25 protein-coding genes are annotated in these 24,192 nt (G+C 70.5%); 8 read left to right on the forward strand and 17 right to left on the reverse strand.

The features are described 5' to 3' along the window. Positions 1-156: 156 nt before the first annotated feature. From ACFCXS_RS32730 to ACFCXS_RS32745, 4 genes are all read right to left on the reverse strand, one after another. Positions 157-1,185 (reverse strand): methyltransferase, encoded by a 1,029-nt coding sequence (locus tag ACFCXS_RS32730; protein ID WP_376646978.1) that lies wholly within the window; start codon positions 1,183-1,185, stop codon positions 157-159. 92 nt (positions 1,186-1,277) lie between these two features. Continuing rightward, positions 1,278-2,381 carry a nitrous oxide reductase family maturation protein NosD gene (locus ACFCXS_RS32735; RefSeq protein WP_376646979.1) on the reverse strand — a complete coding sequence of 368 codons (1,104 nt, stop codon included), beginning with the start codon at positions 2,379-2,381 and terminating at the stop codon, positions 1,278-1,280. A gap of 113 nt (positions 2,382-2,494) precedes the next feature. Continuing rightward, positions 2,495-2,980 carry a hypothetical protein gene (locus ACFCXS_RS32740; protein WP_376646980.1) on the reverse strand — a complete coding sequence of 162 codons (486 nt, stop codon included), beginning with the start codon at positions 2,978-2,980 and terminating at the stop codon, positions 2,495-2,497. A gap of 120 nt (positions 2,981-3,100) precedes the next feature. Next, positions 3,101-4,585: an MFS transporter gene (locus ACFCXS_RS32745; protein WP_376646981.1), complete on the reverse strand. Its 1,485-nt coding sequence runs from the start codon at positions 4,583-4,585 to the stop codon at positions 3,101-3,103. Between the two features lie 257 nt (positions 4,586-4,842). Here ACFCXS_RS32745 and ACFCXS_RS32750 point away from each other — a divergent pair, with 257 nt between their 5' ends. Beyond that, a complete protein-coding gene (locus tag ACFCXS_RS32750; RefSeq protein WP_376646982.1) occupies positions 4,843-5,775 on the forward strand; it encodes a helix-turn-helix domain-containing protein in 933 nt (310 codons plus the stop codon). Between the two features lie 48 nt (positions 5,776-5,823). Here ACFCXS_RS32750 and ACFCXS_RS32755 read toward each other — a convergent pair whose 3' ends face one another. Continuing rightward, the gene (locus tag ACFCXS_RS32755; protein WP_376646983.1) at positions 5,824-6,378 is read right to left on the reverse strand and encodes a GNAT family N-acetyltransferase; all 555 of its coding nucleotides are present in this window, start codon (positions 6,376-6,378) and stop codon (positions 5,824-5,826) included. Between the two features lie 115 nt (positions 6,379-6,493). Continuing rightward, a complete protein-coding gene (locus ACFCXS_RS32760) occupies positions 6,494-7,129 on the reverse strand; it encodes a hypothetical protein (RefSeq protein WP_376646984.1) in 636 nt (211 codons plus the stop codon). 283 nt (positions 7,130-7,412) lie between these two features. Here ACFCXS_RS32760 and ACFCXS_RS32765 point away from each other — a divergent pair, with 283 nt between their 5' ends. Next, positions 7,413-7,580 carry a hypothetical protein gene (locus tag ACFCXS_RS32765; RefSeq protein WP_199825594.1) on the forward strand — a complete coding sequence of 56 codons (168 nt, stop codon included), beginning with the start codon at positions 7,413-7,415 and terminating at the stop codon, positions 7,578-7,580. Between the two features lie 107 nt (positions 7,581-7,687). On the opposite strand, the gene ACFCXS_RS32770 is transcribed toward ACFCXS_RS32765, so the two are convergent. After that, on the reverse strand, positions 7,688-9,181 hold the full coding sequence (locus ACFCXS_RS32770; RefSeq protein ID WP_376646985.1) for an FAD-dependent oxidoreductase: 1,494 nt from the start codon (positions 9,179-9,181) through the stop codon (positions 7,688-7,690). Positions 9,182-9,336: 155 nt separating this feature from the next. Between ACFCXS_RS32770 and ACFCXS_RS32775 the strand changes: the two genes are divergently transcribed. Further along, on the forward strand, positions 9,337-10,533 hold the full coding sequence (locus ACFCXS_RS32775; RefSeq protein ID WP_376646986.1) for a cytochrome P450: 1,197 nt from the start codon (positions 9,337-9,339) through the stop codon (positions 10,531-10,533). Positions 10,534-10,586: 53 nt separating this feature from the next. On the opposite strand, the gene ACFCXS_RS32780 is transcribed toward ACFCXS_RS32775, so the two are convergent. Beyond that, positions 10,587-10,958, reverse strand: coding sequence for a hypothetical protein (locus tag ACFCXS_RS32780; RefSeq protein ID WP_376646987.1), 372 nt, complete (start codon positions 10,956-10,958; stop codon positions 10,587-10,589). A gap of 91 nt (positions 10,959-11,049) precedes the next feature. Further along, a complete protein-coding gene (locus ACFCXS_RS32785; RefSeq protein WP_376646988.1) occupies positions 11,050-11,982 on the reverse strand; it encodes an RICIN domain-containing protein in 933 nt (310 codons plus the stop codon). On the opposite strand from ACFCXS_RS32785, the gene ACFCXS_RS32790 reads away from it, so the two are divergent. Together ACFCXS_RS32790 and ACFCXS_RS32795 are read left to right on the forward strand one after the other, a co-directional pair. Beyond that, on the forward strand, positions 11,951-12,673 hold the full coding sequence (locus tag ACFCXS_RS32790) for an RICIN domain-containing protein (RefSeq protein WP_376646989.1): 723 nt from the start codon (positions 11,951-11,953) through the stop codon (positions 12,671-12,673). The two genes, ACFCXS_RS32785 and ACFCXS_RS32790, sit on opposite strands and share 32 nt — an antisense overlap. Positions 12,674-12,896: 223 nt before the next feature. After that, positions 12,897-15,062: an alpha-L-fucosidase gene (locus ACFCXS_RS32795; protein WP_376646990.1), complete on the forward strand. Its 2,166-nt coding sequence runs from the start codon at positions 12,897-12,899 to the stop codon at positions 15,060-15,062. A 13-nt stretch (positions 15,063-15,075) separates the two neighbouring features. Here ACFCXS_RS32795 and ACFCXS_RS32800 read toward each other — a convergent pair whose 3' ends face one another. Both ACFCXS_RS32800 and ACFCXS_RS32805 read right to left on the reverse strand, forming a co-directional pair. Beyond that, positions 15,076-15,726, reverse strand: coding sequence for an NAD(P)-dependent oxidoreductase (locus ACFCXS_RS32800; protein WP_376646991.1), 651 nt, complete (start codon positions 15,724-15,726; stop codon positions 15,076-15,078). Between the two features lie 89 nt (positions 15,727-15,815). Next, positions 15,816-16,286, reverse strand: a complete 471-nt coding sequence (locus ACFCXS_RS32805; protein WP_376646992.1) for a MarR family winged helix-turn-helix transcriptional regulator — start codon at positions 16,284-16,286, stop codon at positions 15,816-15,818. Positions 16,287-16,425: 139 nt separating this feature from the next. Here ACFCXS_RS32805 and ACFCXS_RS32810 point away from each other — a divergent pair, with 139 nt between their 5' ends. Beyond that, on the forward strand, positions 16,426-17,538 hold the full coding sequence (locus ACFCXS_RS32810; protein ID WP_376646993.1) for an ABC transporter substrate-binding protein: 1,113 nt from the start codon (positions 16,426-16,428) through the stop codon (positions 17,536-17,538). Positions 17,539-17,600: 62 nt separating this feature from the next. On the opposite strand, the gene ACFCXS_RS32815 is transcribed toward ACFCXS_RS32810, so the two are convergent. The 6 genes from ACFCXS_RS32815 to ACFCXS_RS32840 all read right to left on the reverse strand — a co-directional run bounded on the left by ACFCXS_RS32815 (position 17,601) and on the right by ACFCXS_RS32840 (position 22,468). Then, entirely contained in the window at positions 17,601-18,695 is a 1,095-nt protein-coding gene (locus ACFCXS_RS32815) for a GDSL-type esterase/lipase family protein (protein ID WP_376646994.1), read from the reverse strand. A 122-nt stretch (positions 18,696-18,817) separates the two neighbouring features. Beyond that, positions 18,818-19,360: a MarR family winged helix-turn-helix transcriptional regulator gene (locus tag ACFCXS_RS32820; RefSeq protein ID WP_376646995.1), complete on the reverse strand. Its 543-nt coding sequence runs from the start codon at positions 19,358-19,360 to the stop codon at positions 18,818-18,820. A gap of 31 nt (positions 19,361-19,391) precedes the next feature. Continuing rightward, positions 19,392-20,558, reverse strand: coding sequence for a multidrug effflux MFS transporter (locus ACFCXS_RS32825; protein WP_376646996.1), 1,167 nt, complete (start codon positions 20,556-20,558; stop codon positions 19,392-19,394). Continuing rightward, positions 20,555-20,938: a hypothetical protein gene (locus ACFCXS_RS32830; RefSeq protein WP_376646997.1), complete on the reverse strand. Its 384-nt coding sequence runs from the start codon at positions 20,936-20,938 to the stop codon at positions 20,555-20,557. The genes ACFCXS_RS32825 and ACFCXS_RS32830 overlap by 4 nt, the downstream gene beginning before the upstream one ends. Positions 20,939-20,971: 33 nt before the next feature. Continuing rightward, a complete protein-coding gene (locus ACFCXS_RS32835; protein WP_376646998.1) occupies positions 20,972-21,622 on the reverse strand; it encodes an NADPH-dependent F420 reductase in 651 nt (216 codons plus the stop codon). A 66-nt stretch (positions 21,623-21,688) separates the two neighbouring features. Then, positions 21,689-22,468: an MBL fold metallo-hydrolase gene (locus ACFCXS_RS32840; RefSeq protein ID WP_376646999.1), complete on the reverse strand. Its 780-nt coding sequence runs from the start codon at positions 22,466-22,468 to the stop codon at positions 21,689-21,691. Positions 22,469-22,596: 128 nt separating this feature from the next. On the opposite strand from ACFCXS_RS32840, the gene ACFCXS_RS32845 reads away from it, so the two are divergent. Further along, positions 22,597-23,550 carry a helix-turn-helix transcriptional regulator gene (locus ACFCXS_RS32845; protein ID WP_376647000.1) on the forward strand — a complete coding sequence of 318 codons (954 nt, stop codon included), beginning with the start codon at positions 22,597-22,599 and terminating at the stop codon, positions 23,548-23,550. 41 nt (positions 23,551-23,591) lie between these two features. Beyond that, positions 23,592-24,086 (forward strand): MarR family winged helix-turn-helix transcriptional regulator, encoded by a 495-nt coding sequence (locus ACFCXS_RS32850; RefSeq protein ID WP_376647001.1) that lies wholly within the window; start codon positions 23,592-23,594, stop codon positions 24,084-24,086. The last annotated feature ends 106 nt before the right edge of the window (positions 24,087-24,192 follow it).

The following is a 24,192-nucleotide window of genomic DNA, read 5'->3' on the forward strand; positions in this document are numbered from 1 at the left end:
GACGCGATGGGGGCCCCCATCCCCCGGGGGGGGGGGGGGGGGGGGGGGGGGCCCCCGGGGGCCCCGGGGGGGGGGGGGGGGGGGGCGGGGGCCCCCCCCCCCCCCGGCGGTTGCGGTGGCGCCCCGGGCACCAGGGCTCCACGGGACGCGGTCGGATCAGCCCGGGACGTGGCAGTCGAACGCGTGCAGGTAGGGGTTGACCGGACTGATGTCGTCGATGACCAGGCCGGCATCGGTCAGCCGGTCCACCATGCTCCGGGTGGTGTGCTTCGCCCCGCCCACGTTGAGGAGCAGCAGCAGGTCCATCGCGGTGCTGAACCGCATGGACGGCGTGTCGTCGACGAGGTTCTCGATGACCACGACCCGCGTCCCGGGACCACCGGCCTCACGGACGTTGCGCAGCGTGCGGGCCGTGCTCTCGTCGTCCCACTCCAGGATGTTTTTGATGACGTAGACGTCGGCCTGCACCGGGACGGCCGTCCGGACGTCGCCCGGCACCACGCGCGCACGGTCCGCGAGGTCGCCCCCGGCGCGCAGTCTCGGCAGGGCGTTCTCCACCACCCGGGGGAGATCGAGCAGCGTCCCGTGCATCGTGGGGTACTTGTCCAGCAGGCTCGCGACCACGTGTCCCTGGCCCCCGCCGATGTCGGCGACCGACGCGCTCCCCGACAGGTCGAGGAACTCGGCGACATCGCGCGCCGACTGCACGCTGGAGGTCGTCATGGCGCGGTTGAAGACGTCGGCCGACTCCGGGGCGTCCTCGTTGAGGTACGGGAAGAACTCCTTGCCGTACAGGCCCTCCACCACATTGCGGCCGGTGCGCACCGCCTCGTCCAGCTTCGGCCAGGCGTCCCAGGTCCACGGCTCGGTGCACCACAGCGAGATGGCGCGCAGACTGTCGGGGTCGTCCTCGCGCAGCAGCCGGGAGACGTCGGTGTGCGCGAAGGTACCGTCCGGCTGCTCGGCGAAGACGCCGTAGCAGGACAGGGCCCGCAGGAGCCGGCGCAGCGGGCGGGGTTCGGTCTTCACCGCGGCCGCGATGTCCTCCACGGCCATGGGGGTGTCACCGAGGGCGTCGGCGACGCCCAGCCGGGCGGCCGCGCGCAGGGCGGCGGCACATGCCGCCCCGAATGCGAGTTCCCGCAGTCGCATGGACGGCGCAGGGGCAGGCTGAGTGGTCGTCATGTGCCGCCTTCCTTCCTTCTGGGGTCGTGTGAAGCACGAGGATCACGGGGCTTGGGTACGAGCCCCGGGTTCACGAAGAACGAGGTGGGCGGTCAGCACAGACCGGTGGGCCGGGACGACCCGCAGGAGTTGTCCTGGAACGTGTTGCCCAGGCCGGTGTCCGTGTTGACCAGGTCCGCGGGGGAGTTGCCCTGCAGCAGGTTGTCGCTGATCCGGTTCCGCTCACTGGGCGTGCCCACCAGGCTCTTGAACAGGACGATGCCTCCCGACAAGGAGGAGTTGCCGACGTTGTCCTTGATCACGTTGTGTGTGATCAGGTTGTCGTCCGCGCCCGTCACCACGATGCCGGATCCCTGCAGGGCGTCCAGCCGTGCGGTCTTGGGGCAGGACTTGTTGTTGCGCTCGATGCGGTTGGCGCGCACGGTCACGAAGCCGGCCTTGGGCTTGTTCTCGTCTCCGACGACGAAAACCGCCGCGCAGTTGCCCGTGAGGTGGTTGCCCTCGACCGTCAGGTTGCGCAGCCGGCGGACGGTGACGCCGATCCGATTGCCTTCCAGCCGGTTGTGCTCCACCACGGTGCCCCCGGTGTCCGGGGCCCCCAGCTCCTCCTTCACCGAGTTGGCGAGGAGCAGGCCCGCGTCGCCGTTGTCCCGGGCTGTGTTGCCGCGGAACACGCCACGGAGCGAATACTCGGTGGCGATGCCCCACACCCCGTTGCCGACGGCGGTGACATCCTGCACGGTCAGCCCGTCGGCCTCGTGGGCGTAGATGCCGGTCTTGTCGAAGCCGGTCACCGTCAGGGAGGCGATGGTGACGTCGTCGGCGCCGTGGTCCTTCGTGCCCACCACACAGATGCCGTTGCCGGCCGCGGCACAGCTGTCGGCGGCCTTCGCGAGGGGCGAAGCGGTGCTCGGGGCGGTGGTGGCGGTGCTCGTGCCCTGCGCCGGCCGGAGTACCGTGCCGCGGCCCATGCCCTGCAGGGTGAGCCCCGGCGTGGTCACGTTGACGCTCCCGTGGTGGGTGCCGCGCGCGAGCAGCACGGTGTCGCCCGGCCGGGCGGCGTCCACCGCCTTCTGGATCGATTCTCCCGGTCGTACGACATGAACCGTGTGGGCGGCGGTGGGCGGAGCGGCACCGAGCCCCGTCCCGACCAGCGCCGCCAGACACGCCAGAGGTGCGATATGGCATTTCTTCATATCGCGCAGATTATGTCCCTTGCACCCCAAACCGGCTGCTTGGTCCATCCGGCGGCGTGGCCCCGCCGCGCACCGGCCGGTGACCTGCCACCTTGCCGAGCCACTCCGTGGCCTCAGCCGGTACGGGTCAGGGCACCCCACGCGTCGGTGCACCGGTGCCGGTCCAGACCGACGGCCGAAAACTCGTCCTGACCGGCGCTCCTTACGACTCCAAGCCGCCGTAGCGCTTGAGAGACAGCGCTGCCGGCCGGCGCGAAGGGCTCGCCTTCCTCCACACGGAGCGGTCCGAGCACGAGGCCACCGCCGTCCCACACTGCAGCCCCCTGTTCGCCCACCCCGCCGAAGTACTCGGCCTCCACGTACGCCACAGGCCCACGGGTCGACCAGTCGGCCAGGATCTCCTCGAACGCGCCCGGGAGCCCATGGAAGCCCAACGCGCCTGGCCTACCCCCGTCTGCAACGCTTTCGCGCAGCGCGTCCGTCACCGGCAGGAGCGACAGACCCTGTCCGATCGATGTCGTCCGGGCGGCAGTCAGGCCCCGTGTGGCCACACGCAGTGCCTCTCCGGCCGCGATCACTGCCCGCAAGTCGTAGCTCATACCGGGTCCTCCTCGTCGAGGGCCCATCGTGCCGCATGTCGCGGCAGCGGTGACGCCGAGCCGGCCCCTGGTGCCGACCACGGCGGGCTGCCGCTTGCGGACCTGGGCGGCGGCGCCACGTCACCCCCGGGGCAGGAGGAGCCGGGCGAGAGCGGCGGTCGCGAGGAGGAGGGCGGCGACCGTGAGGAGGCCCACGCGCATGCCCGGAAGGGAGAAGGCTCCGCCGGGCCCGGAGAGCAGACCTCCGAAGAGGGCGACGGCGAGCGCACCGCCGGTCTGGCGAAGGGAGTTGAGGAGCCCGGAGGCCGTTCCTGCCCGCCCCTGCGGGACGACATCCATCAGCAGCGCCGTCACGGCGGGCACCGCGAGTGCCCCGCCGACGCTGAGCGGCAACAGCAGGACGAGCACGAGCCACAGCGGGGTCTGTGCGGCGAGGGGCAGCATGGCCAGCATCGCTCCGGTGAAGACGAGCTGCCCGATGACGATGACCGGGCGTCGCCCGACTCGCTCGGCGAGGCGAGGGGACACCAGGTTGGTCGCCGTCACGACCGCCGACATCGGCACGAACATCAAACCGGCCGCGACGGCCGACATGCCGCGCAGCTGCTGGTAGTACAGCCCGAGCAGGAAGATCCCTCCGTAGAAGGCGGCGTTGACGGCGAATCCGACGGCGAGTGGGACGGCTACCCGGCGGTCCCTCAGCATGGCCGGCGGAACCATCGGCCGAGGGTGCCGGGCCTCCACCGCGTGGAAGGCGCAACCGGAGACGAGCGCGAGCGCGGCGGCGCCCAGGACGGGTCCGCTGGTCCAGCCCAGGTGGCCGCCCTCGATCACCGCGAACGCCAGCCCTGCCAGGGCCACTACGGCGGTGAGCTGGCCGGCGACGTCCAGCGATGCGGGCCGGCGCGCAGAACGCGGCACCCGGACCAGCAGGCCCAGGACGACCGCGCCCACGGGAAGGTTGAGCAGGAAGACCGCCCGCCAGCCGGCCGTGTCGGTGAGCAGTCCGCCCAGCACAGGCCCCGCGGCCATCGCCACCGAGCCCCCGACCGTCCACAGGGCGATGGCCCGGGCGCGCGCCCGCGCGTCCTCGTAGGCCTGCCGGATCAGTGCCAGCGAGGCCGGCATGACGATCGCGGCGGCAGCGCCCTGCGCCACGCGCGAGGCGATCAGCACACCGATGTCGGGTGCCAGTGCGCACGCGAGGGACGCGAGGGTGAACAGGGCGACGCCCCAGGTGTAGGCGCGGCGGGCGCCGGTGCGGTCGGCGAGCGCGCCCGCCGAGAGCATCAGCGCCGCGAACATCAGAGTGTAGGCGTCGACGACCCACTGCAGTCCGGACATTCCGCTGTCGAGGGAGCTCCGGATGGAGGGCAGCGCGATGTTCACGGCCGAGACGTCGATGGTGATCACTGTGAAGCCGAGCAGTGAGGCGACCAGGGCGGCGCCGCCCCGTCGCGGCGCGGTGACGGTCTCGGAGGTCGGCCCGACCGGTAGGCCCTGGTCCGGCGTTTGCGTATGTCGCCCTGGCTTGGGTGCCGTCGCCTCTGCCTCGCGCCCGGGAGCTGAGGCGGTGGAGGAGGGCAGGGGCGGGGTGGCCGGCATGGTGAGCTCCTGAAATCCGCGAGAACGGCTGGGGAAAGGGAGGGTGCAAGGGACGGGCCCGGGCGGGCGGCCTCGGCGCACCGGGGCCGCGGTCCGGTGTCGCGCACCCCCTGGGCTCCGGCGGCCGGGCCGCCCGCTCCACCACACACCCTCCGCCCTGCCCGCGGCCCCCGACAGACCGCACTCAGCCCGGGGTGCGGCGTTCCTGGCCCTGACACGGCCCCTCACACCTCTTGACCACCTGCGACAATGCCCGGATGACAGCAGGGGATGCGAGGGGCACGGAGCTGGGCCGATACCTGAAGGCCCGCAGAGCGCAGGTACGCCCGGAGGATGTCGGTCTCCCGGCCGGCGCGGGCCTGCGCCGCACTCCCGGACTGCGTCGCGAGGAGCTGGCCGCACTGGCCGGAGTGAGCGTCGACTACTACATCCGCCTGGAGCGCGGCCGGGAGACCAACCCCTCTCCGGCAGTCGTGGACGCCCTCGGCCGTACCCTCCGGCTGCGCGGCGACGGCTTCGAGCGCCTGCACGAACTCGCGGAGCTGGCCTCCGGCCGCGCCTCCGAGCTGCAGGCCTGCGCGGACCACGACGTACGCGACTCGGTGCTGCGGATGCTGGAGTCGGTCCGTCCGCTGCCCGCCTACGTGGTGAGCCGGCACAGCCGCGTCCTGGCCGCGAACCCGCCCGGCCGGCGGTTGCTGCCCGGGCTGTGGGACTGGCCCGAGGACCAGCGGAACCTGACGCGCTATGTCTTCCTGCACCCGGTGGGCCGGACGCTCTACGAGCCCTGGGAGGAGACCGTCGCCCGGTCGGTCGCGCATCTGCGGGCGGTCGCCGGGGCCGACCCGGACAGCCCCGAACTCGCCGCACTCGTCGGCGAACTGATGCTGACGTCACCGCAGTTCGCCGCCCTCTGGGAGCGATACGACGTCTGCGAACGCGGCGGCGGCCAGAAGGCGTTCCGGCACCCCGAGGTCGGCCCGATGACCCTGACCTACGAGGTCATGCGACTGGCCAGGACGGGCGGCCAGCGCATGGTCGTCTACCAGGCAGCCCCCGGCACCCCGGACGAGGCAGCCATGCTCCGCCTCGACACCCCGGACACCCGCCCGGAACCGGCGGCCCCCGGACACGCGCAGCCGACCGACGCCCCGGCCACGGCAGACGCCTGCGCCCACCCCGTGAGCTGACTCAGTCCCGGCCCGAGACGCCGTTCTCCCCTCGTGGGAGGCGGCCGCTCAACCGGCGGGCGTGGCCTGCTCCCACACCCCGAACCACTGCTCGGCGTCGTACTCCTCGAACCGCTCCACCTCGGCGAACCCCAGCTTCACCGCGAGGCGCATCGCCCGCTCGTTGGCGGTCTGAGTGCAGAGCACCACCGGCTCGCCGGGATACGCGTGGCTGAACCGGTCGAGCGCCGCAGCGCACGCCTCGGCGGCATAGCCGCACCCCCAGACTTCCGGCAGCAGCATGTAACCGAGTTCGGCTTCCCCGCCCTCCGGCCGGACATGACCCGGACGCTCCGCGCCACGCCGGTCAAGCGTGACCATGCCGATCATCGCCCCCTCGAATTCGATCACGAAAAGGCCGGAGCGACGCCCCGGCACCTCGGGAACGACACGCTCGAGCTCATCACGCGGGCGGGCGCCGCCGATGTAGGTGCCCACGTCCGGCGACGCGAACAGTTCGATGAACGCGGCACGGTCCCGTGCCTCGGACGCGCGGAGCACGAGCCGTTCGGTCCGCAAGGGAGCGGGCGCCCCCCTGAGGGACTCGGGCCCTGGTTCAGTCATGGCGGGCAACTTATCGCAAGGTGCGCTCACCGGCAGCGCATCGGACCAGCGCTCAGAGGGCCCCGGCCGGCGCTGTGTCAGGCGCTCCTGTCGGGCGGGCAGGTGGCTCCTGCCGTCAGCTGTCCGTGGGCTCGGGCTGTGTCCCGGTTTCGGATGCGGCCTCCACGCTCTGCGCCGGCGCGCTGTAGAAGACGGACCTGCCCTGCTTCGAGCGCTCGGCCCCGCTCTTGGCCACGAGGCCTTCGAGGGTGACGCGTACGACCTTGGGCGAGATGTCACGGCCGGGGTGGGCCTGGCCGAGCGCCGTGGAGATCTCGGCGGCGGAGCGCGGCTCCTTCTGCTCGGAGAGGTGGCGGCGGATGAGCTCGACCAGCGTCAGCTCGGCGGCCTGTGCGGTGCTCGCCTTCGTGGCCGCGGGCTTCCGGGCCGTCTTCTTGGCGGGCGCGGCAGCCGACTTGCGTGCCTTCTGCTTCCCGCCGGCCGCGGCGGCGGCCTTCTTCCGTCGAGGAGCGGGCACGGTGGCGCTCTCGGACTCGGCCGCGGGCCCGGTCCGGGCCTGGGTGATGCCGAGTGCCTGCTGCATGCTTACCAGCACGCTGTGGTCATGTTGCAGAGCGGTGAGCTGCTCCTGCAGGGAGGCGATGTCCGCGCTGATGCGTTCCTGTTCCTTCAGGTTCGCATCGAGGTCGCCCGTCACCTGGGCGATGTACTGCGATGCCAGTTCGGTGGCGGGAGTTGCTGTCTCGGGCATGGCGCTGCCCCTTCCTGTCGTACCGCACGTGTCCTGGAGGGAGATGGTACGGACAAGAGCAGGGGCTTGTTCCCGCTGAGCAGCGTCCTTTTGCCCGGCGTCGGCTTCAGGTCTGCGATATCCGGTGTCAACGAGAGGATGTGCAGGGCGAGTTGACACCCGAGGTGCGAGTTGCGGCTGCCGGAAGACTTCGTCGGCGCTCGCACAGGCGGGCGAACGCCCCGGTGTCTGCGGGCGTGAAGGCGGGGCATACGGGCTGCATCCCCTTCGAGAGGAGCTCGTCATGCTCGGCATAGTCGCGGCAGTGCTGTTCTTCCTGGCGTTCCTGATCAACGCGGCAGAGATCAGCACCAACGATGTGTTCTCTTCGACGAACGTCATGTTGCTGGGATTGATGTGTCTGGCTCTGCAGGTGGCCGGTGTCGGTGGCGGCTGGGCCCGCCGACGCTGACGTCACGCTCCGGCAGGTCCGGTGACGTCTCGCCACCGGACCTGCGCCTGACCTGCATCGGCCCTGAAGGAGCCGGACGGGGCCGGTACTCGAGATGCATGCACCTGCTACCTCAGACCGACGCCCTCCAGGTAGCGGGCGAGATGCTCGGGGCCGTCAGCGGCCAGAGCGATGTGGTGATCCGGGCGGATGAGGAACAGCCCGGTGCCGAGTTCCTGCGCGAGCGGCCCGCCGGTCACCTGGTGGGTGCGCAGCCCCACTGCCTCGGGGGGCGCGGCACAGTTCACCGCGAGCACAGCGAAGTCCGGGCCTCTCAGCAGGTCGAAGAGGTTCTTGCAGGGGCCCTCGGTGGTGACGCACGGAAGGTCGGGCGCCCGGTCGCCGGCCTGCGGACCGGTCGGGGGACGGCGCTCCCGCGCGTCGGTCGAGAGCTCGCTGTCGCGGTAGTGCACCGACAGCAGGTGGCAGACCCGCCCCCGGTGGCGTGCCTGCTCGTCGGCGTTCTGAGGTTTGCGGCCGGCTCGGTACAGGCGCGTGCTGAGGTCCAGCGTGTCCGCCGCGGCGGCCCGGCGCTCGTCCTCGTAACTGTCCAGCAGCGTGTCCGGAGCATGGCGGCCGATGACCTGGCCCAGCTTCCAGCCCAGGTTGTAGGCGTCCTGCACACCGATGTTCAACCCTTGGCCACCGCCGGGCGGATGCACGTGTGCGGCGTCCCCGGCGAGGAAGACCCGTCCCTGACGGAAGCGTTCGGCCATCGCGGTACGAGGCCGGTAGAACGAGAACCACCGCACGTTTGTGACGGCGTCGGAGGGCAGATGGGTACGAGCGGCGACCAGGCCGCGCACGGTCTCGGGCGTCGCGGTGAACTCCTCACCGGTGATCTTGGCGTTCAGCTGGAAGTCGTCGGTTCCGGGCAGTGGACACAGCAGCAGTTCACCTGCCGGGTCGGGCCAGATGTGCCAGTGATCGCGATCCAGTCCCTCGACGCCGACGTCCGCCACCACGGCCGAGCGCAGCCCGCTCTCCTCACCCTTCATGGCGATGCCCAGGGACTCACGCACCGTGCTGCGGCTGCCGTCGGCGCCCACCAGGTAGAGCGCCGACATCGGGTGACGGCTCCCGCCGGAGTGCTTCACCTCGGCCGTCACGCGCGTGGCGGTCTGAGTGAGGGAGGTGAGCCGGGCACCGCACTCCAGCGTCCCGCCCAGGCCGAGCAGTCGATCGCGCAGGATGTCCTGCGTACGCCACTGAGGAACCAGCCATGGCCGCGGGTACCGTGACACCGGGGCCTCGGGGTCCGGCTGGATCAGCTGCCACTCGCCCTGGCGCTCACCGTCGCGCCAGGTCTGCATGGGCGGGAAGGCGGAGCCGGCGGCGATCAGCGCGTCGGCGACACCGAGATCGGCGAAGGTCTCAAGCGTGCGTGACTGCAGGCTCTTGCCGCGCGACCCGGTCAGGAGCCGGTCGGCGGCCTCGATGACATGGGTGCGCACACCACGCCTGGCCAGGTCGCAGGCGAGAGTGAGACCGGTGGGGCCGCCGCCGACGACCAGCACGTCAACGGCCGGCTGCTGCGGTGTCGGAGGAGTCGGATCGGGCATGTCTCCCCGCTCTCTGCCGTTTGACCCGGCACTGGGTGCATGGAGCGGCGCTCTGCCGCACTATGCGAAATGTCCCCCGAGGGCCGGGCGGCCGCAGCCCCGGGCCCCCGGCTTCGCCCGCATGGCCGCACCGCCGCACGCGCTCAGGAGCACACATGGCCCACGTCGCCGCCTGCCCCTTCGACTTCAGTGAGCAACTGGTCTTCGACCCGTCACTCGGACAGCTCATGGCCGACGGCCCGGTCAGCCGTATCCGGCTGCCCTACGGAGAAGCCGACGCGTGGCTGGTCACCAGCTTCGACGGCGTACGTCAGGTGACGACCGACGCGAGGTTCAGCCGGGCCGGCATCGTCGGCCGTGACTACCCCCGGATGACCCCCGAGCCGATCGTCTCCCCGGAGTCCCTCAACGTCATGGACCCGCCGCGCAGCACCCGACTCCGTCATGCCGCCGCCCGGGCCTTCACGCAGAGCGGCGTGAAGCGTATGACGCCGGCCATCGAGCAGGTGGCCCACCGCCTCGTGGACGAGATGATCGAGCACGGCTCCCCGGCCGACCTGGTCCGAAGTCTGTCCGCGCAGCTGCCCAACCACACCATCTGCGAGTTGCTGGACGTACCCGCCGCGGACCGGCCTCTCATGCTGCGCCACACCCAGCAGATGCTCACGACCGCCCCCGAAGCCAGGCAGGCGGCGGCCGAGGCCAAGCAGTTCCTGCGCTCCTACTTCACCGCGCTCGTCGCCGAACGCCGGGGGGAAGGGGGTGACGACCTCATCAACACCATGGCCGCCTGCGAGCAGGGGGAGGAGCCGCTGAGCGACGACGAGCTGGCCGTACTGGCACTGACCCTCATCCTCAGCGGCAACGACACGGCGACCTGTCAGATCAGCAACTTCGCCTTCACCCTGCTCACCCGATCCGAGCTCCTGGACCTGCTGAGGCGCGGTCCCGAGCAGCTGCCCCGGCTGCTGGACGAACTCCTGCGGCACATCCCCTTCCGCAAGGGCGTCGGCATCCCGCGCGTCGCCCTGGAGGACGTGAAAGTGGAGGGAGTGCTGATCCGCGCGGGTGACTTCGTCCACGTCTCCTATCTGGCGGCCAACCGGGACCCGGCGGTGTTCGCGGATCCCGACGCCCTGGATGTCGACCGTTCGCCCCATCCCCACATGACGTTCGGCTGGGGCAACCATCACTGCATCGCCAGCACGCTCGCGATCGCCGAACTCGGCACCGCGATCGGGGTGCTGTTCACCCGCCTGCCCGGCCTGCGCCTGGCGGTTCCGGCCGAGGCCGTGCGCTGGGACACCCGGACCATCCGGCGCTTCCCGCTGGAGCTGCCCGTGACGTGGTGAGACCTCGACCGGACGGGCCCGTTCCTGCTCGGTGCGCGCGGGGTGCGCCTCCCTCACGACAGCAGCATGCGCGTCCACGCGATGGCCAGGAAGGCGCAGGCGAGGGTGAACAGGCCTTGGACGACAGCCGTGACGGGCATCCTCAGGCGGGCGTGCACGACGGCGCCGGTTGCCGCCACCGCCGGAACGCCCCAGATGACGAGCCATGCCAGGACCGGGGTGTCGGAGGAGCGTGCGGTCGAAGGGGAGTCCGGCGAGCCCCCCGACCCCAACCCGACCGCGACGAGCAGCACCACGGCGACCACGACGATGACCGCGTCCGCGACCAGGAGCAGCAGGGCGACGGCGACGTCGATGAGCCGGGAGGGACGCTCGCGCCGGGGAGGCGTCGGGGCGTCCTGGTCGGCTGTGGGCAGTGGGGTCATGACCCGACTGCACCACGGAATGGAGCATTCGACACCGCCCCGGACCGTGGCGCACCCCGCGAGCGAACGGCCTGGCCCCTGGGCCGCCTGGTCAGACGCTGACGATCTGCCACTCCTGGTTGTCTCCGCCGGCGATGGGCCATTGGATGATGTCGGTGCGGTCGTCGATGGAGCCGCCGGCGACGTCGGCGCACCATCCGGCGCGGACGTCGACGAGCCGGTGGTAGCCGCTGGTGGTGGAAGGGACCAGCTTCCACCACTGGTTGTCGGTGCCGTTGTCGAGCCCCTGGGTGAGGGTGGTGCCCTGGGTGGGGTTGGGGCTCTGCAGGAGCATCTTGCTCTTGACGTTGGCGAGCCGGAAGGAGCCGTCCATGTTCGGCAGCAGGTTCCATTGCTGGTTGGTCCCGCCGCCGTAGGGATATTGGATGACCGGGGCGCCCCCCTCGGCGACGTCCAGTGCCTTCTTGCTCCGGTTGTTGATGATCTTGTAGGTGCCGAGGTCGGCGGTGAAGGGCCGGTCGTAGACCTCCAGGCTGCGGATGGACGCCCAGGTGGCCGAGGGCAGTCCGGTGACGGTGACGCGGACGTGGCGTGCCTGGGCCTGGAAGACGGTGGCCTGGACCTGACTGGTGGAGAGGGTGGCGGTGTTGTCGGCCAGTGTGGTCCACGTGCTGTTGTCGGTGGAGCCTTCGATCTTGTACCGGTAGTTGGTCTTGTCCAGTTCCCAGGCGATGCGGGTGCCGGTCAGCGAGCGGGTGGAACCGAGGTCGACCTTGAGCCAGTGGCCGGTGCTGCCGTCGTTGGCGCACCAGCGGGTGGCGGTGGAGCCGTCGACGGCCTTGGCCGCGGTGTTGCCCTTGGAACTCTCCTCGCTGCCGGCGGTGACGGACTTGCCCGCGGCGATGTCGGCCGGCTGCACGGAGCGGTCCAGGGTGACGCCGACGACGCTGTCCTCGGGGATGCGGGTGCGGTTGATACCGCTGATCGCCACCTTGCCGTCTGCGCCGACGTCGTACGGCGGCACCTACACCTACCAGGGGAGCTTCCGGCCGCTCGGTGAGATGTCCCGCGACGACACCCTGTTCAAGGACGACGACGGCACGGGGTACTTCGTCTCGGCGGCGAACAACAACGCCGACCTCCACATCTACAAGCTGACCGCCGACTACACCGGCATCGACAGCCTGGTCGCCAACCCATGGCCCGGCGCCTTCCGCGAGGCACCGGCCCTGTTCAAGCGGGGCGGCGTCTACTTCCCGGCGGCCGGCACGATCACCGGCGCCGGCGGTGGCCCCTACTACACCTTCGTCGCCGGGCACAGCGGCAGGTGCGTCGACGTCAAGGACAACTCCGCAGCCGACAGCTATGACGTCGTGCAGTACGACTGCAACGGCGGCCTCAACCAGCAGTGGCGGCTGAAGGCCACGGACAGCGGCTACGTCCAGATCATCGCCGAGCACAGCGGCAAGTGCCTCGACGTGGCCAACGGCTCCGGCGACCCCGGCGCCTACGTGCAGCAGTACCACTGCACCACCGGCACCAACCAGCAGTGGCTGCTCGAAGACCAGGGCAACGGCTCGTACCACCTCAAGTCCCGGAACAGCAACTTGTGCCTGGACGTCGCGAACGGCTCCACCGCCAACGGCGCCCGCCTCATCCAGTGGACCTGCAGCTCCACCGCCGCCAACCAGCAGTTCCAGCGGCGTACCGTCTGACGGATCGGCGGGGCTGCACCGCGCGTGATTGATGGGATGAGGAAGGGCTGGAGATCCGGATTCCTCGACAGAGCCCTGCCTGCCCGTGGTATCCATCCCATCAATCAGGCGGACACCCGTTGACATGGGTGGGCCGCATGGTCGACCTTCGTCCCTGGCCCCAGGGTGCTCGGGAGTATCGCCTCCGGTCGCACCCCCCTTCCCCTTCGTCGCAGGAACGCCCATGTCGAGCAGAACCAACAGAGCGCGGGCAGTGCCCCGCACCCGCACCTACACGCCCGACTGGGATTCGGTCGACCGGCATCCGCCGGCCCCGGAGTGGTTCAAAGACGCGAAGTTCGGCATCTACTTCCACTGGGGTGCTTTCAGCGTCCCCGCCTACGAGAGCGAGTGGTACCCGCGCCACATGTACATCGAGGGCAGTGCGGCCAACAAGCACCATGTCGCCACCTATGGCACGCCCTCGGCCTGGCCCTACCGCAACTTCATCGACGGGGGCAAGGATCTCGCGGGCAACACCGTGCAGTTCGCCCCGAAGCTCAAGTCCGCGGGCGGCAACTTCGACCCCGAGGAGTGGGTGCAGCTGTTCGTCGACGCCGGTGCCAGGTTCGCCGGCCCCGTCGCCGAGCACCACGACGGTTTCTCGATGTGGGACAGCAAGGTCAGCGAGTGGAACTCGGTCGCCAAGGGCCCGAAGCTCGATCTGCTGCGGCTGTTCACCGACGCCATCCGCGCCAAGGGCCTCAAGCTCCTGGTGGCGATGCACCACGCGTACCACTTCAACGGCTTCTTCGACCACGTGCCCGCACAGACGGACCCCAGCCTCAAGAAGCTGTACGGGCAGCTGAGTACGGCCGAGGAGAACCAGCTCTGGTACGACAAACTCAAGGAGGTCATCGACCGCGCCCGCCCCGACATCATCTGGCAGGACTTCAAGCTCGACGCTGTCGACGAGAAACAGCGGCTGAACTTCCTGGCGTACTACTACAACCAGGCCGACGCCTGGGGCAAGGAAGTCGTCGCCACCTACAAGGACGGCATGAGCGACCGCGGTCAGGTCTTCGACTACGAGCGCGGCGGCCCGGCCGACCTCACCACTCCGTACTGGCTCACCGACGACAGCATCTCCAGCTCGAGCTGGTGCTACACGGAGGGCATCGGCTACTACAGCATCCAGCAGATGCTGCACTCGTTCCTCGACCGGGTGAGCAAGAACGGCAACATGCTGCTCAACGTCGCGCCGGAGATCGACGGCACCATCCCGCAGGCGCAGAAGGACATCCTGCTGGGCATCGGTGACTACCTGAAGCGCTTCGGGGAGTCGGTGTACTCGACCCGCGCCTGGACCGCCTATGGCGAGGGCCCGACGAAGATGGGCGGCGGTGCCTTCACCAACCCGACCGCCGGCACGGCGCAGGACATCCGGTTCACCCGGAACAAGGCCAACACCGCCTTGTACGCCACCGTCCTGGGCTGGCCCGGAAGTTCGCTGACGATCGGCACGCTCAACTCCGACCGGATCGACCTCGGCTCGCTGCGGTCGGTGAAACTGCTCGACGACGAGGCCGGTCACTACATCACCCTGCCCAAGCCCGTGCAGGGCGCGACGGGCCTGAAGGTGAACCTCCCGGGGGCAGCGCCGTTCCAGGCCCACGCATACGTTCTGAAGCTCGAGTTCTCCGGTCAGATCCCCGGTCTGCGCCCTCTGCGCGGTGCCGTGGCCTTCCCGGACTCCGGCTACCGCGGGCCGGCCGCGGTCCTCGCTGCCGGCGATTACGACGCTGACCAGCTCAGGCTCGCCGGTCTCGGGCCCCGCAGCCTGTCCTCACTGCGACTGGCCCCCGGCTACCAGATGACCGGCTACTCCAAAGACGACTTCACCGGCACCTCCTGGATCTTCAGCACCGACGTTCCCGACCTTCGGAGCACCGGTGGCAGCGACAGGGTCGCCTCGCTGAGGGTCCAGTTCGCGCCGTCCTCGTACTTCAGGATCACCAACGTCACGGACGGCCTGGCCCTGGACTCCGGGGGCGACGTCGCTTCCGGCTCCGACCTCAAGCAATGGGGCTGGGACAACAGCCCCAACCTGCACTGGCAGGCGGTCGAAGTCGGCGGCGGCTACTACAAGTTGGTCAACCGCGCCAACGGCATGGTCGCCGACGGCTGGGGCGCCGCCGCCGACGGCTCCTCCGCCCGGCAGGCCGCCTGGAACGGTGGCGGCAACCAGCAGTGGCGGATCACCCACCGGGGCGACGGCCGCTACTCGATCGCCAACCGCACCACCGGCCTGGTCCTCGACGGCGGCGGCAACGTGCCCTCCGGCTCGGTCACCAAGCAATGGACCTACGACGGCAGCACCAATCTGATGTGGACCTTCACTGCTCTGTGAGGCCCACCGGCGGTCAGTACGCCAGGGTGATGCGACGCCGGATCGTTTCGCCCTTCTCGACCTCGTCGATCAGAGCCACCGCGTAGTCCTCGGCGCTGATGAAGCTGCTGCCGTCCTCGGCGGTCAGCAGCTCGTCGCCGCCGAGGCGGAAGGTGCCGGTGCGCTCGCCGGGAGCGATCTCGTCGGCGGGGGAGATGTAGGTCCACTCCAGGTCGTCCACCTCGGCGCGCAGCAGACGCAGGACCTCCCGGTGAGCGAGAGACTCGCCCTTGTACAGCGCGGGGAAGTCGGGGGTGTCGACCCGGTCGAGCCCTGAGGGGGTCTTCAGGCTGCCGGCGCCGCCGACGACGACAAGACGGCGAACGCCCGCGGTGCGCAGCCCTTCGAGTATGGAGCGGTAGAGCGCCAGCAGCGGAGCGGCCGGGTCGGAGCCGTCGCGGGGCGGGGAGACGGCGGAGACGACCACATCGTGCCCGGCGGCGGCCTCGGCGACCTTGGCGGGCACGGCGGCGTCGAGGGCCAGCGCGGTCAGGGAGTCGTGCTCGGGCAGGGCCGCCGCCGCGCCGGAGCGGGTCGCGGCGGTCACCTCGTGGCCGCGACCCAGCGCTTCCGAGGCGACCCGGGAGCCGATCATGCCGGTGGCGCCGATGAGGAGGATCTTCACGGGGGACTCCATTTCTTGCGGTTCTCTTCTTCCGGTTCTTCCGGTTCTTCCGGTTCTTTCGGGGCGCGGTCGGCGGGGGAGCGTCAGCGTCACTCGGGGGGACTCACCGTGCCGCGCGCGCAGTGGACGAGCACCTTGGTCACGAGCTCACGCAGCATCAGCCGCTCGACAGGAGTGAGGGGTTCCATCAGGTCGGCGGTGATCTGCGGGACGTGTGCGGTGAGGGCGCGCTCCAGTAGCTCGTACCCCTTCGGAGAGGCCTCCAGGAGAGTGGCCCGGCGATCGTCGGGATGGGGCAGACGAGTGATCAGCCCAGCCGTCTCCATACGTGCGATGAGCCGGGTCAGCCCACCCGAGGTGAACGACAGATCCTCGGCAAGGCGGGCAGCGGTCGTCCGGCGCTCCGGGTGGCGGGCCAGGCGCAGCAGCACCTCGAACTCGGAGCCGCCGAGTCCCGATGCCTCCCGGATCGTGCGCTCGGCCCGCCCTCCGACCGCGTCCGTCAGGCGCAGGACGTCCCCGTAGAGGACGACCGCCGGGTCGTTCAGCAGATCGCTCATAAAGCTGACCGTACAGCAATGTTCATCCCCTCTTCGGGTCGCTGAGCCCTGGCTACCAGGCATCACTGTAACTTGAAGTTTGAAATAAAGCTTCCGTGGAAGCTGTTTCGAGGTAGTCATCACACCGAAGGGAACGAACATGCCGGTCGGACGACGTCAGATCCTCGTAGCGGGGTCGCTCACAGCCGCAGGAGCCGCACTGGGCGCCGGAACGGGGCACGCGGCCGCACGCGGCGGCGAGGAGACCAAGAGCCTGTCGCAGCTGTACCGCGAGGCCAAAGCGGAGGGCGGTGTGCTCACCGTCTACGCGGGTGGTGACACCGCGACCCAGCAGGACGGCAACAAGGCCGCCTTCGAGAAGGCGTTCCCCGGCATATCGCTGAACATCGTCGTGGACTACAGCAAGTTCCACGACGCCCGCATCGACAACCAGCTCGCCACCGGCACCCTGGTCCCCGACGTCGTACAGCTGCAGACCCTCCAGGACTTCCCCCGCTGGAAGCACGAAGGAGCGCTGCTCCCCTACAAGCCGGCCGGCTTCTCCCGCGTCCACCCCGCCTTCAAGGACCCCGACGGCGCGTGGACCGGCATCTTCGTCGACGCCTTCTCCACGATCTACAACGTCGACAAGACCGGCTCGAACGCGCCCGCCTCGGCCCGGGACCTGCTCGACCCGCGCTGGAAGGGGAAGATTGTCTCGACGTACCCCAACGACGACGACGCGGTCCTGTACCTCTACAAGACCCTTGTCGACACCCACGGCTGGGACTGGCTGCGGCGCTTCGTCGCCCAGGACGTCGCCTGGGTGCGCGGCACGCAGGAACCCGCGGACCGCGTCGAGGCGGGGACCGCGGCCGTCGCCCTCGGCACGGACGGCATGCTCACCCCCGCCGACGGTGTGAAGACCCGGTTCGTCGTCCCGCGGCACGACCCCTTCATGGCCTGGGCCCAGCGCGCCGCCGTCTTCCGGCACGCCAAGCACCCCGCGGCCGCCAAGCTCTACCTCAACTGGTGGCTGTCGAAGCAGACCCAGTCCGACTTCTACATGTGGTCGGTTCGCACCGACGTGGCCCCTCACCGGGGCTACCGCCCCATCTGGGAGTATCCCAACGCCCACGTGGACGGCTTCGCCGCGTTCATGGACGACCGGGCCCTGGTGGAACGCTTCCGGCAGCAGCTGACCCTCTACGTCGGCGAGGTGACGGGCGCGCCGTCCCCGGGGTGGCTCGGGCTGCATCCCGGACGCCGCTAGCGGAACCAGCGCGGCCGGGCCGCCCGGGGTGTCGCGGGCGGCCCGGCTCTCCGGCGGGTCCGTCAGCTCTGGCCGGCCGTGCGGCGCCTGCGTCCGAAGTAGACCGCGGCGCTGCCGGCCACCACGACCGCGAGACCGCCACCGGCGACCAGGGGTGTGCTGCTCGACGCGCCGGTCTCGGCGAGATCCCCGTTCGTGGTGGGGTGGTTGGCGCTCGTGTGGTTCACGGGGACGGGGGACGGGGACGTACTGCCCCCGGGGGCCGGCTTCCGGCCGGGAGCATCGCTCTTCTTCGACAGCGTCGCCGCGAAGGCCGACGCGATCACCTTGTGCCCCTCGGCGTTGGGGTGCGGGTCCTGCTTCGGCGTGCACGCCCAGGTGAGCCGGCAGATCGCGGCCACGTTCGCCGGGACCTTGCCCGCGCCGGGCACGTCGACGAGTGTGCCGAAGTCGTCCGACGAGAAGGCCCCGGCCACGTCCGCCACCTTGAAGCCGGTGGCCGCGTACACCTGGGCGATCCCCTGGTTGCCCTCGTTGATCAGGGGCGCCGATGCCTTGGCGGCCTTCTGCCCCGCGTCACCCGCCGGCCATGTCGCCAGGAACGGGTTGTAGTACGTCGAGCCGCTGAACCGGGTGTTCGCCGTGCCGGCCTTGTGGAGCGCGCCCGTGATCCGGGCGAGGTTCTTCCCCATGGCCTGGCTCGCGTTGTTCAGGCACGTGCCGTCGAGGGTCCCGGCGGGGCTGACGCACGCCTGGATGTCGTTGGCGCCCACGCTGAGCGTCACGTAGGCGACCTTGCCGTGGTGCTGGGTCATGGCCTTGAGCGCGGCATCGAGCTGGGACGCGGCGCCGGGGTAGTGGCAGGTGCCGCCCTTGATCAGCGACTGCGTGGTCTCCCCGGTGCAGCCGAGGCGTATGTGCTTCAGCCCCGGGTCGCGCTGCTCGAGCTGTGCGTAGAGCCGGTCCGTGTAGGCGAGGTGGGTGTCCTTGTCGACGTCCGGCTGGTAGCCCGAGGCAAGGGAGTCGCCGAGCGAGATGTAGTAGGTGGCGCCGTTGTCGGCGCTCGCCTCGTCGGCGGCGGCCGGCCCGGGCGTGCCCAGCACGACCGTCATCGCGGAGATGACCAGTCCCGGACCGAACCGCTGAAGGATTCTCATCACTTGCGCGCTTTCCAATTGTTGGGGGGAGTGCATGCCGGAAGGCATGCCGCGAGGTGGGCGAGGAAGGGAGAAAGAGCGGGATCGCGGCCGCTGTGGTCTGCGGCGCCCGCGGGATCAATTTAGCGACCGCGTCCGCCGCTTGTACGTGTGTGTCCGACAAAATGACAGCCACTTGCGACACGTGTAAGCGTCAGAAAGGCCCGGTCGGTCGTAATGGGGTGAGCGGACCCGTTCGCCGTCAGGTGTTCCACCAGGCCCGTCATCTGCTCGGTGTCGATGCCGAGCTGCGTGAGGCTGCCGCGCACGGTGGCTTCGTAGAGGCCGCTGACCTGCTGGAGGAGGACGATGCCCTGATCGGTGACGGCCGCGTGGGCCGCGCGGGCGTCCCTTGGGCATGCCGTGCGGGAGATCAGCCCCCGGAGTTCCTGACGGGCGACGGCGCGGGACACGCGGCTTCTGGAGAATCCGAGCGCGGTGGCCAACTCCGTCATGTGCAGGAACTGGTGAGGGGATCTGTGGAGATGGGAGAGGGTCGCGTATTCCTCCCGTGCGAGAGCGAACTCCTGCTGCAGAACGCGGTTCACCGAGGTTTCGGCGAGACGGCTGATCAACGTGAGGGTTTCGTAGGCCAGGATGTCCGCCGCTGCGGAAACTCTTTCCATGGAAATGGCTCGCTTTTGAGGTTTCCCGCGCTCACTGAGCGAGCGGGTCGGGGGTGGCTCTCCAAGGACGGCACAGGGCCAGGAAGCAGGCAGCCGCGGCCAGCGCGAGGCCGAGGATTGACGCGGCCATGGGCAGGGCCGTGTTCTGGCCGCCGAGGCCGGCCAGGGCCGGGGCGAGAGCGCCCATGAGGAACTGGGTGGTGCCCAGCAGCGCCGACGCGCTGCCTGCCGTGTGCGGGGCGCGCTGAAGGCAGAGCGCCGTGGTGGTCGGCAAGATCATACCGACGGGGCAGGCGATGAGGAACAGGGCAGCCGCGATCCAGGGCAGGCCTGCGTGCGTGGTCGTCACCAGCAGGGCCAGGGTGGTGCCTGCGCAGGCGAGCACGATCAGGCCCGCTGTGAGGATGCGGTGCGAGGGGAAACGGCCGAGCAGGACCTTGCCGTTCAGCTGACCCGTCGCCACCATGCCGATCGAGTTGAGGGCGAACAGCAGGCTGTAGGCCTGCGGGGAGGCGCCGTAGATCCGCTGGAGAGTGAAGGAGGAGCCGGCGATATAGGCGAACAGGGCCGCGAAGCCGAGGCTGCCGGTGAGCAGGTAGCCGGTGAAAGGGCGGTCCTGGAGCAGGCCGCGCATGGTGCGCAGGGTGATGGCGAGTCCGCCGGGGCGGCGCCGGGGGATAGGCAGCGTCTCGGTCAGCAGCGCGGCGGTGGCGGTCAGGACGGCCAGGCCGAGCAGGGCGAGGGCGACGAAGACGCCGCGCCAGGAGGTCAGGCGCAGCAGCTGGGCACCGAGGACCGGAGCCAGGATCGGCGCGGTGCCGGAGACCAGCATCAGCGACGACAGCAGCCGGGCCGCGCCCAGACCGTCGTACAGGTCGCGGACGACGGCCCGGGCGATGACGATGCCCGCCGCGCCGGCCAGCCCCTGCACTCCTCGCATGCCGATGAGGATCGCCGGATCCGGCGCGACGGCGCACACGGCGCCTGCCACCACGTACACGGTCAGTCCGGCCAGCAGCGGCCGTCGCCGGCCGAGGGTGTCGCTGAGCGGGCCGATGACCAGCTGGCCCACCGCGATGCCCACCATGAAGGCGGTCAGGGTGAGCTGGGTGACGGCCTGTGAGACACGCAGATCCCCGCTGACCTCCGGGAGCGCGGGCAGGTAGAGGTCGATGGTGAGCGGGCCGAGTGCGGTCAACGAGCCCAGGAGCAGGACGAGCGGCAAGCGACGGGGGCCGACTGCCCGGACGGCGGCCTGGACCTCCGTGACGGCGGCGGCCGGGTGTGTTTCTGGCATGGATGGTCCAGGGACGCGGGAGTGGAGGCGGGCGGGGGAGCCGGGAGGGTGGCGAGGACCTGTGTGCGGCCGGACGGGCCGACCCTGACGATCTGCCGTGCGAAGGAGAAGGTCAGGTAGGTGGATCCGTCGGCGCCCAGCGTGATGTTCTCGGGCTGCTGGGCGGCTGCCAGGTCGAAATGGGCGGTGACACGGGGCCGTGAGACGGGAGCGGTGGCGGCGGAGGCGGTCGTGGCCGCCGCGGAGGCCGGCAGGGCGGCTGCCGCCGGCGCGGCGTGCACGGGTGGTTCTCCAGGAGAGGAGAGGAGCAGGGATCAGGGCGCGACGAGCTTGATGGTGCTCGCCCAGCCGTAGCCGCCCTCGCCGATCTGCAGTGCCATGTGCAGCAGTTGGAAGCCCTCCAGCTCGCGTGCGTGCTTGAGCGACCCGACGTCGACCGCGTGCAGTCCGCCGGAGGTCACCAGCTCCGCGACCTGCTCGCGGGCGGCCTCGTCGTCACCGGCGATGAAGACGTCCAGCGGGGTGCCGCCCACCTGGCCGGCCACCAGCGTCGTGGCGAACGTGGTGTTGAACGCCTTGACCACCTTGGTGCCGGGGGCGGCCACTGCGGCGATCTCCTCGGCGGCCGAGGTCCCCGGGGCGACGACGAGCGCGTCCAGCGAGGTGCCGACCGGGTTGCTGATGTCCACGAGGACCTTGCCGCTCAGCCGGCCCCCGAGGGAGGTCGTGAGCTCCTTGGCGGCGGCGAACGGCACGGCCAGGACGACGAGTTCGGCGGTGTCCACCGCGGAGTCGTCATCCGTGCGCACGGCGGCGTCGCCCGCCGCCTGTGCGCTCAGCTCTTCGGCGAGCCGGGCGGCCTTGGCCGGGTCCTTGGCGGTGAGGGTCACGGTGTGGCCGCCCGCCAGGGCGCGGGTCGCGATGCCGCGGGCCATGTTGCCGGCGCCGATGATGGTGATCTGCATGATGCCTGGTTCCCTTCGCGATCAGTGGGTGCGTGATCAGCGGGTGTGCGATGAGTAGGTGTGCGATCAGTGGGCGGCGTCGAACAGCGACCGGTTGGCGATGTCGATGATGAAGGGGCCGACGTGGGCGGGGTAGCGGTCCACGATCGCCTTCTTGTAGGCGTCGCCGTCGTCGCCGAGCAGCTCGCGGGCGTCGGCGAGGTAGCGGCGTACGTCCGCGTAGACCTCGGGCCCGGTGGGCAGGCCGTGACCGGCGAGGACGGTGTCGTAGCCGGACTCGGAGGCCAGTGCGTCGACGGCCTGCTGCCAGCCGGTGATGTCGTTGTTGCCCAGGTAGAGGTGGACGTCGTTGTACACGAGGTCCTGGGCGACCAGGACGCCCTGCTCGGGCAGCTTGACGATCAGTTCGTCGGCGGCCTCGCCGCCCGAGACGGCCTCGAAGACGAACGGAACGCCGTCGATGACCTCGGTGCCGGGGACGAGGTCCACGGTCGGGGTGAAGTCGCCTACGGGGATGACCAGTCCGGTCGGCAGCCGGCTGTCGCCGCGCGCGACGATCTGCTCGCGCACCACGGCCAGAGCGTGGACGGGGACCCCGAATCGCGCCGCGCCGTTGTAGTGGTCCGGATGGGCGTGGGTGACGATGAGCCGGTCAAGCGGCTTGCCCAGGCCCTTGGCGTAGGCGATGGCCTCGTCCGCGTAGGCGGGAAGCAGCTGGGCGTCGATCGCGATGATCCGCGCCGGGGTCTCGATCAGCTGGGTGGTGGTGTGGAAGGTGTCCGCCGGGGACATGTAGCTGTGGATGCGCACCGCGCCCTTGTCGAGGACCGTGACCGTGCCGTTCATGGGTGCTCCCTGAAGGTGAGGGCGGCCTTGCGTCGCCCTTGATGTCTTCCACTCTGGCCGCGAAAGCGCTGGCAGGCGAGATACGCTGGAGACCCGGCATGGTGAATCGAGGACATTCGGAGAATGCGATGACGGCCTCGGACCATGAGATGACGGCCTCGGACCATGACGCGGACGACCCTTCCCGGGGCAGCGCCATCCCCCGGTTCGACTTCAACCCGCCCGAGGAGCGGATCCCCGGCTTCGAGATCATCGACCTGTCCACCCTGCACGAGCGACGCCGACGCAGGCGCAGCCGGCTGGACGCGGTGCACCGGGTCGACTTCCACACCCTCACCCTCATCACCGAGGGCAGCGGGGAGCACGCCGTCGACTTCGTGACCTACCCCATCCGCCCCGGCACCCTGCTGTGGGTCCGCCCCGGGCAGGTGCAGAGTTTCGTGCGGCCGGGCACCGCGAACGGCACGCACCTGCTGTTCACTTCGGCGTTCCCGCCGCACGCCAGCAGCGCCGACCGGCTGGTCGGCGACTGGTACGGGGCCACGTGCCGGCAGCTGGGCGCGAGCCCCGAGTACGCCGTGCTGTCCACCCTGCTGGGCCAGCTGCGGGCCGAGTACGGCCGGCCGGCGCGGGACGTGTCCTCGGAGATCCTGCAACTGCTGCTGGCCACCGTGCTGTTGCAGGTCGACCGGCTGCCCCACCCCGAGGGCGACGGCGACCCCCACGCGGGCGGGGAGGTCTACGCCCGCTTCCGCGCCGAACTGGAGCGCTCCTACGCCACCACCCGGCGCGCCGCCGACTACGCCCACCGCCTCGGCTACACCGTCAAGACCCTCACCCGTGCCTGCGCGGCCGCCACCGGACAGCCCGTCAAGCACGTCATCGACGGCCGTGTCGCCCTGGAGGCCCGGCGCCTGCTCGCCCATACCGACGAACCGGTGGCGACCATCGCACGGCGCCTGGGCTTTCCCGAACCCACCAATTTCGGCAAGTTCTTCGCCCGTCACACGGGCGTGCCGCCGGGCACGTTCCGGCAGACGCATCAAAGCCGGCAGGTGAGGTCCGGCGAGGGTGCGGCATGATCGGGAGGGACGGGTGCGAGGAGGAGAGGGGTGGTGGAGCCGTGAACGAGCAGGCGGAGATCTCGACGCCGGGGGAAGCGGCGAACGACGCCCTGGTGCTGGCCTTCGGCCGGTTGCAGGGGGCCGCGAACCGGCTGGAGTACATCCTGGGCCGGGCGCTGGAGGTGGAGTGCGGCATCAGCCACTTGATGTTCGAGGTGCTGCTGATCCTGGGGCGGGCGGGGGAGCCCGGGCTGTCGATGGGCGCCATCGCCCAGGAGCAGGTGCTGACCACGGGAGGGGCCACCCGCCTGGTGGACCGCATGGTGGCGGCCGGTCTGGTCGAGCGGGTCGAGGACCCCGGCGACCGGCGTGCACGCCTGGTGCGCCTGACCGCCCAGGGGGAGGAGACCACGATCGCCGCGGCCCGGGCGCACGTGGAGAACATCAAGCGCTACTTCCTGGCGCCTCTGCCGGTAGAAGACCGGGAGCGGTTCGCCGAGAACCTCCGCGTTCTCAGCCACAGTGCGCGGGACATGCTGCCCCGCCTGCCCTGACGGCGCGGCGGCAGCGCAGGCGGGCGGGCTCCGCCCCGCCGGACGGCGGCGACAGCCATCGTGAGGCCGTCGCCGCCGTCGGTGTGCCTACGGCGGGGGCGGTCGG

The organism is Streptomyces sp. NPDC056373 (assembly GCF_042262425.1).
GTDB lineage: Bacteria > Actinomycetota > Actinomycetes > Streptomycetales > Streptomycetaceae > Streptomyces.

Excerpts from the sequence above, each read along its gene's own strand:
- ACFCXS_RS32730 (WP_376646978.1), bottom strand. The coding sequence starts at position 1,185 with ATGACGACCACTCAGCCTGCCCCTGCGCCGTCCATGCGACTGCGGGAA.
- ACFCXS_RS32735 (WP_376646979.1), bottom strand. The coding sequence starts at position 2,381 with ATGAAGAAATGCCATATCGCACCTCTGGCGTGTCTGGCGGCGCTGGTC.
- ACFCXS_RS32740 (WP_376646980.1), bottom strand. The coding sequence starts at position 2,980 with ATGAGCTACGACTTGCGGGCAGTGATCGCGGCCGGAGAGGCACTGCGT.
- ACFCXS_RS32745 (WP_376646981.1), bottom strand. The coding sequence starts at position 4,585 with ATGCCGGCCACCCCGCCCCTGCCCTCCTCCACCGCCTCAGCTCCCGGG.
- ACFCXS_RS32750 (WP_376646982.1), top strand. The coding sequence starts at position 4,843 with ATGACAGCAGGGGATGCGAGGGGCACGGAGCTGGGCCGATACCTGAAG.
- ACFCXS_RS32755 (WP_376646983.1), bottom strand. The coding sequence starts at position 6,378 with ATGACTGAACCAGGGCCCGAGTCCCTCAGGGGGGCGCCCGCTCCCTTG.
- ACFCXS_RS32760 (WP_376646984.1), bottom strand. The coding sequence starts at position 7,129 with ATGCCCGAGACAGCAACTCCCGCCACCGAACTGGCATCGCAGTACATC.
- ACFCXS_RS32765 (WP_199825594.1), top strand. The coding sequence starts at position 7,413 with ATGCTCGGCATAGTCGCGGCAGTGCTGTTCTTCCTGGCGTTCCTGATC.
- ACFCXS_RS32770 (WP_376646985.1), bottom strand. The coding sequence starts at position 9,181 with ATGCCCGATCCGACTCCTCCGACACCGCAGCAGCCGGCCGTTGACGTG.
- ACFCXS_RS32775 (WP_376646986.1), top strand. The coding sequence starts at position 9,337 with ATGGCCCACGTCGCCGCCTGCCCCTTCGACTTCAGTGAGCAACTGGTC.
- ACFCXS_RS32780 (WP_376646987.1), bottom strand. The coding sequence starts at position 10,958 with ATGACCCCACTGCCCACAGCCGACCAGGACGCCCCGACGCCTCCCCGG.
- ACFCXS_RS32795 (WP_376646990.1), top strand. The coding sequence starts at position 12,897 with ATGTCGAGCAGAACCAACAGAGCGCGGGCAGTGCCCCGCACCCGCACC.
- ACFCXS_RS32805 (WP_376646992.1), bottom strand. The coding sequence starts at position 16,286 with ATGAGCGATCTGCTGAACGACCCGGCGGTCGTCCTCTACGGGGACGTC.
- ACFCXS_RS32810 (WP_376646993.1), top strand. The coding sequence starts at position 16,426 with ATGCCGGTCGGACGACGTCAGATCCTCGTAGCGGGGTCGCTCACAGCC.
- ACFCXS_RS32815 (WP_376646994.1), bottom strand. The coding sequence starts at position 18,695 with ATGAGAATCCTTCAGCGGTTCGGTCCGGGACTGGTCATCTCCGCGATG.
- ACFCXS_RS32820 (WP_376646995.1), bottom strand. The coding sequence starts at position 19,360 with ATGGAAAGAGTTTCCGCAGCGGCGGACATCCTGGCCTACGAAACCCTC.
- ACFCXS_RS32835 (WP_376646998.1), bottom strand. The coding sequence starts at position 21,622 with ATGCAGATCACCATCATCGGCGCCGGCAACATGGCCCGCGGCATCGCG.
- ACFCXS_RS32840 (WP_376646999.1), bottom strand. The coding sequence starts at position 22,468 with ATGAACGGCACGGTCACGGTCCTCGACAAGGGCGCGGTGCGCATCCAC.
- ACFCXS_RS32845 (WP_376647000.1), top strand. The coding sequence starts at position 22,597 with ATGACGGCCTCGGACCATGAGATGACGGCCTCGGACCATGACGCGGAC.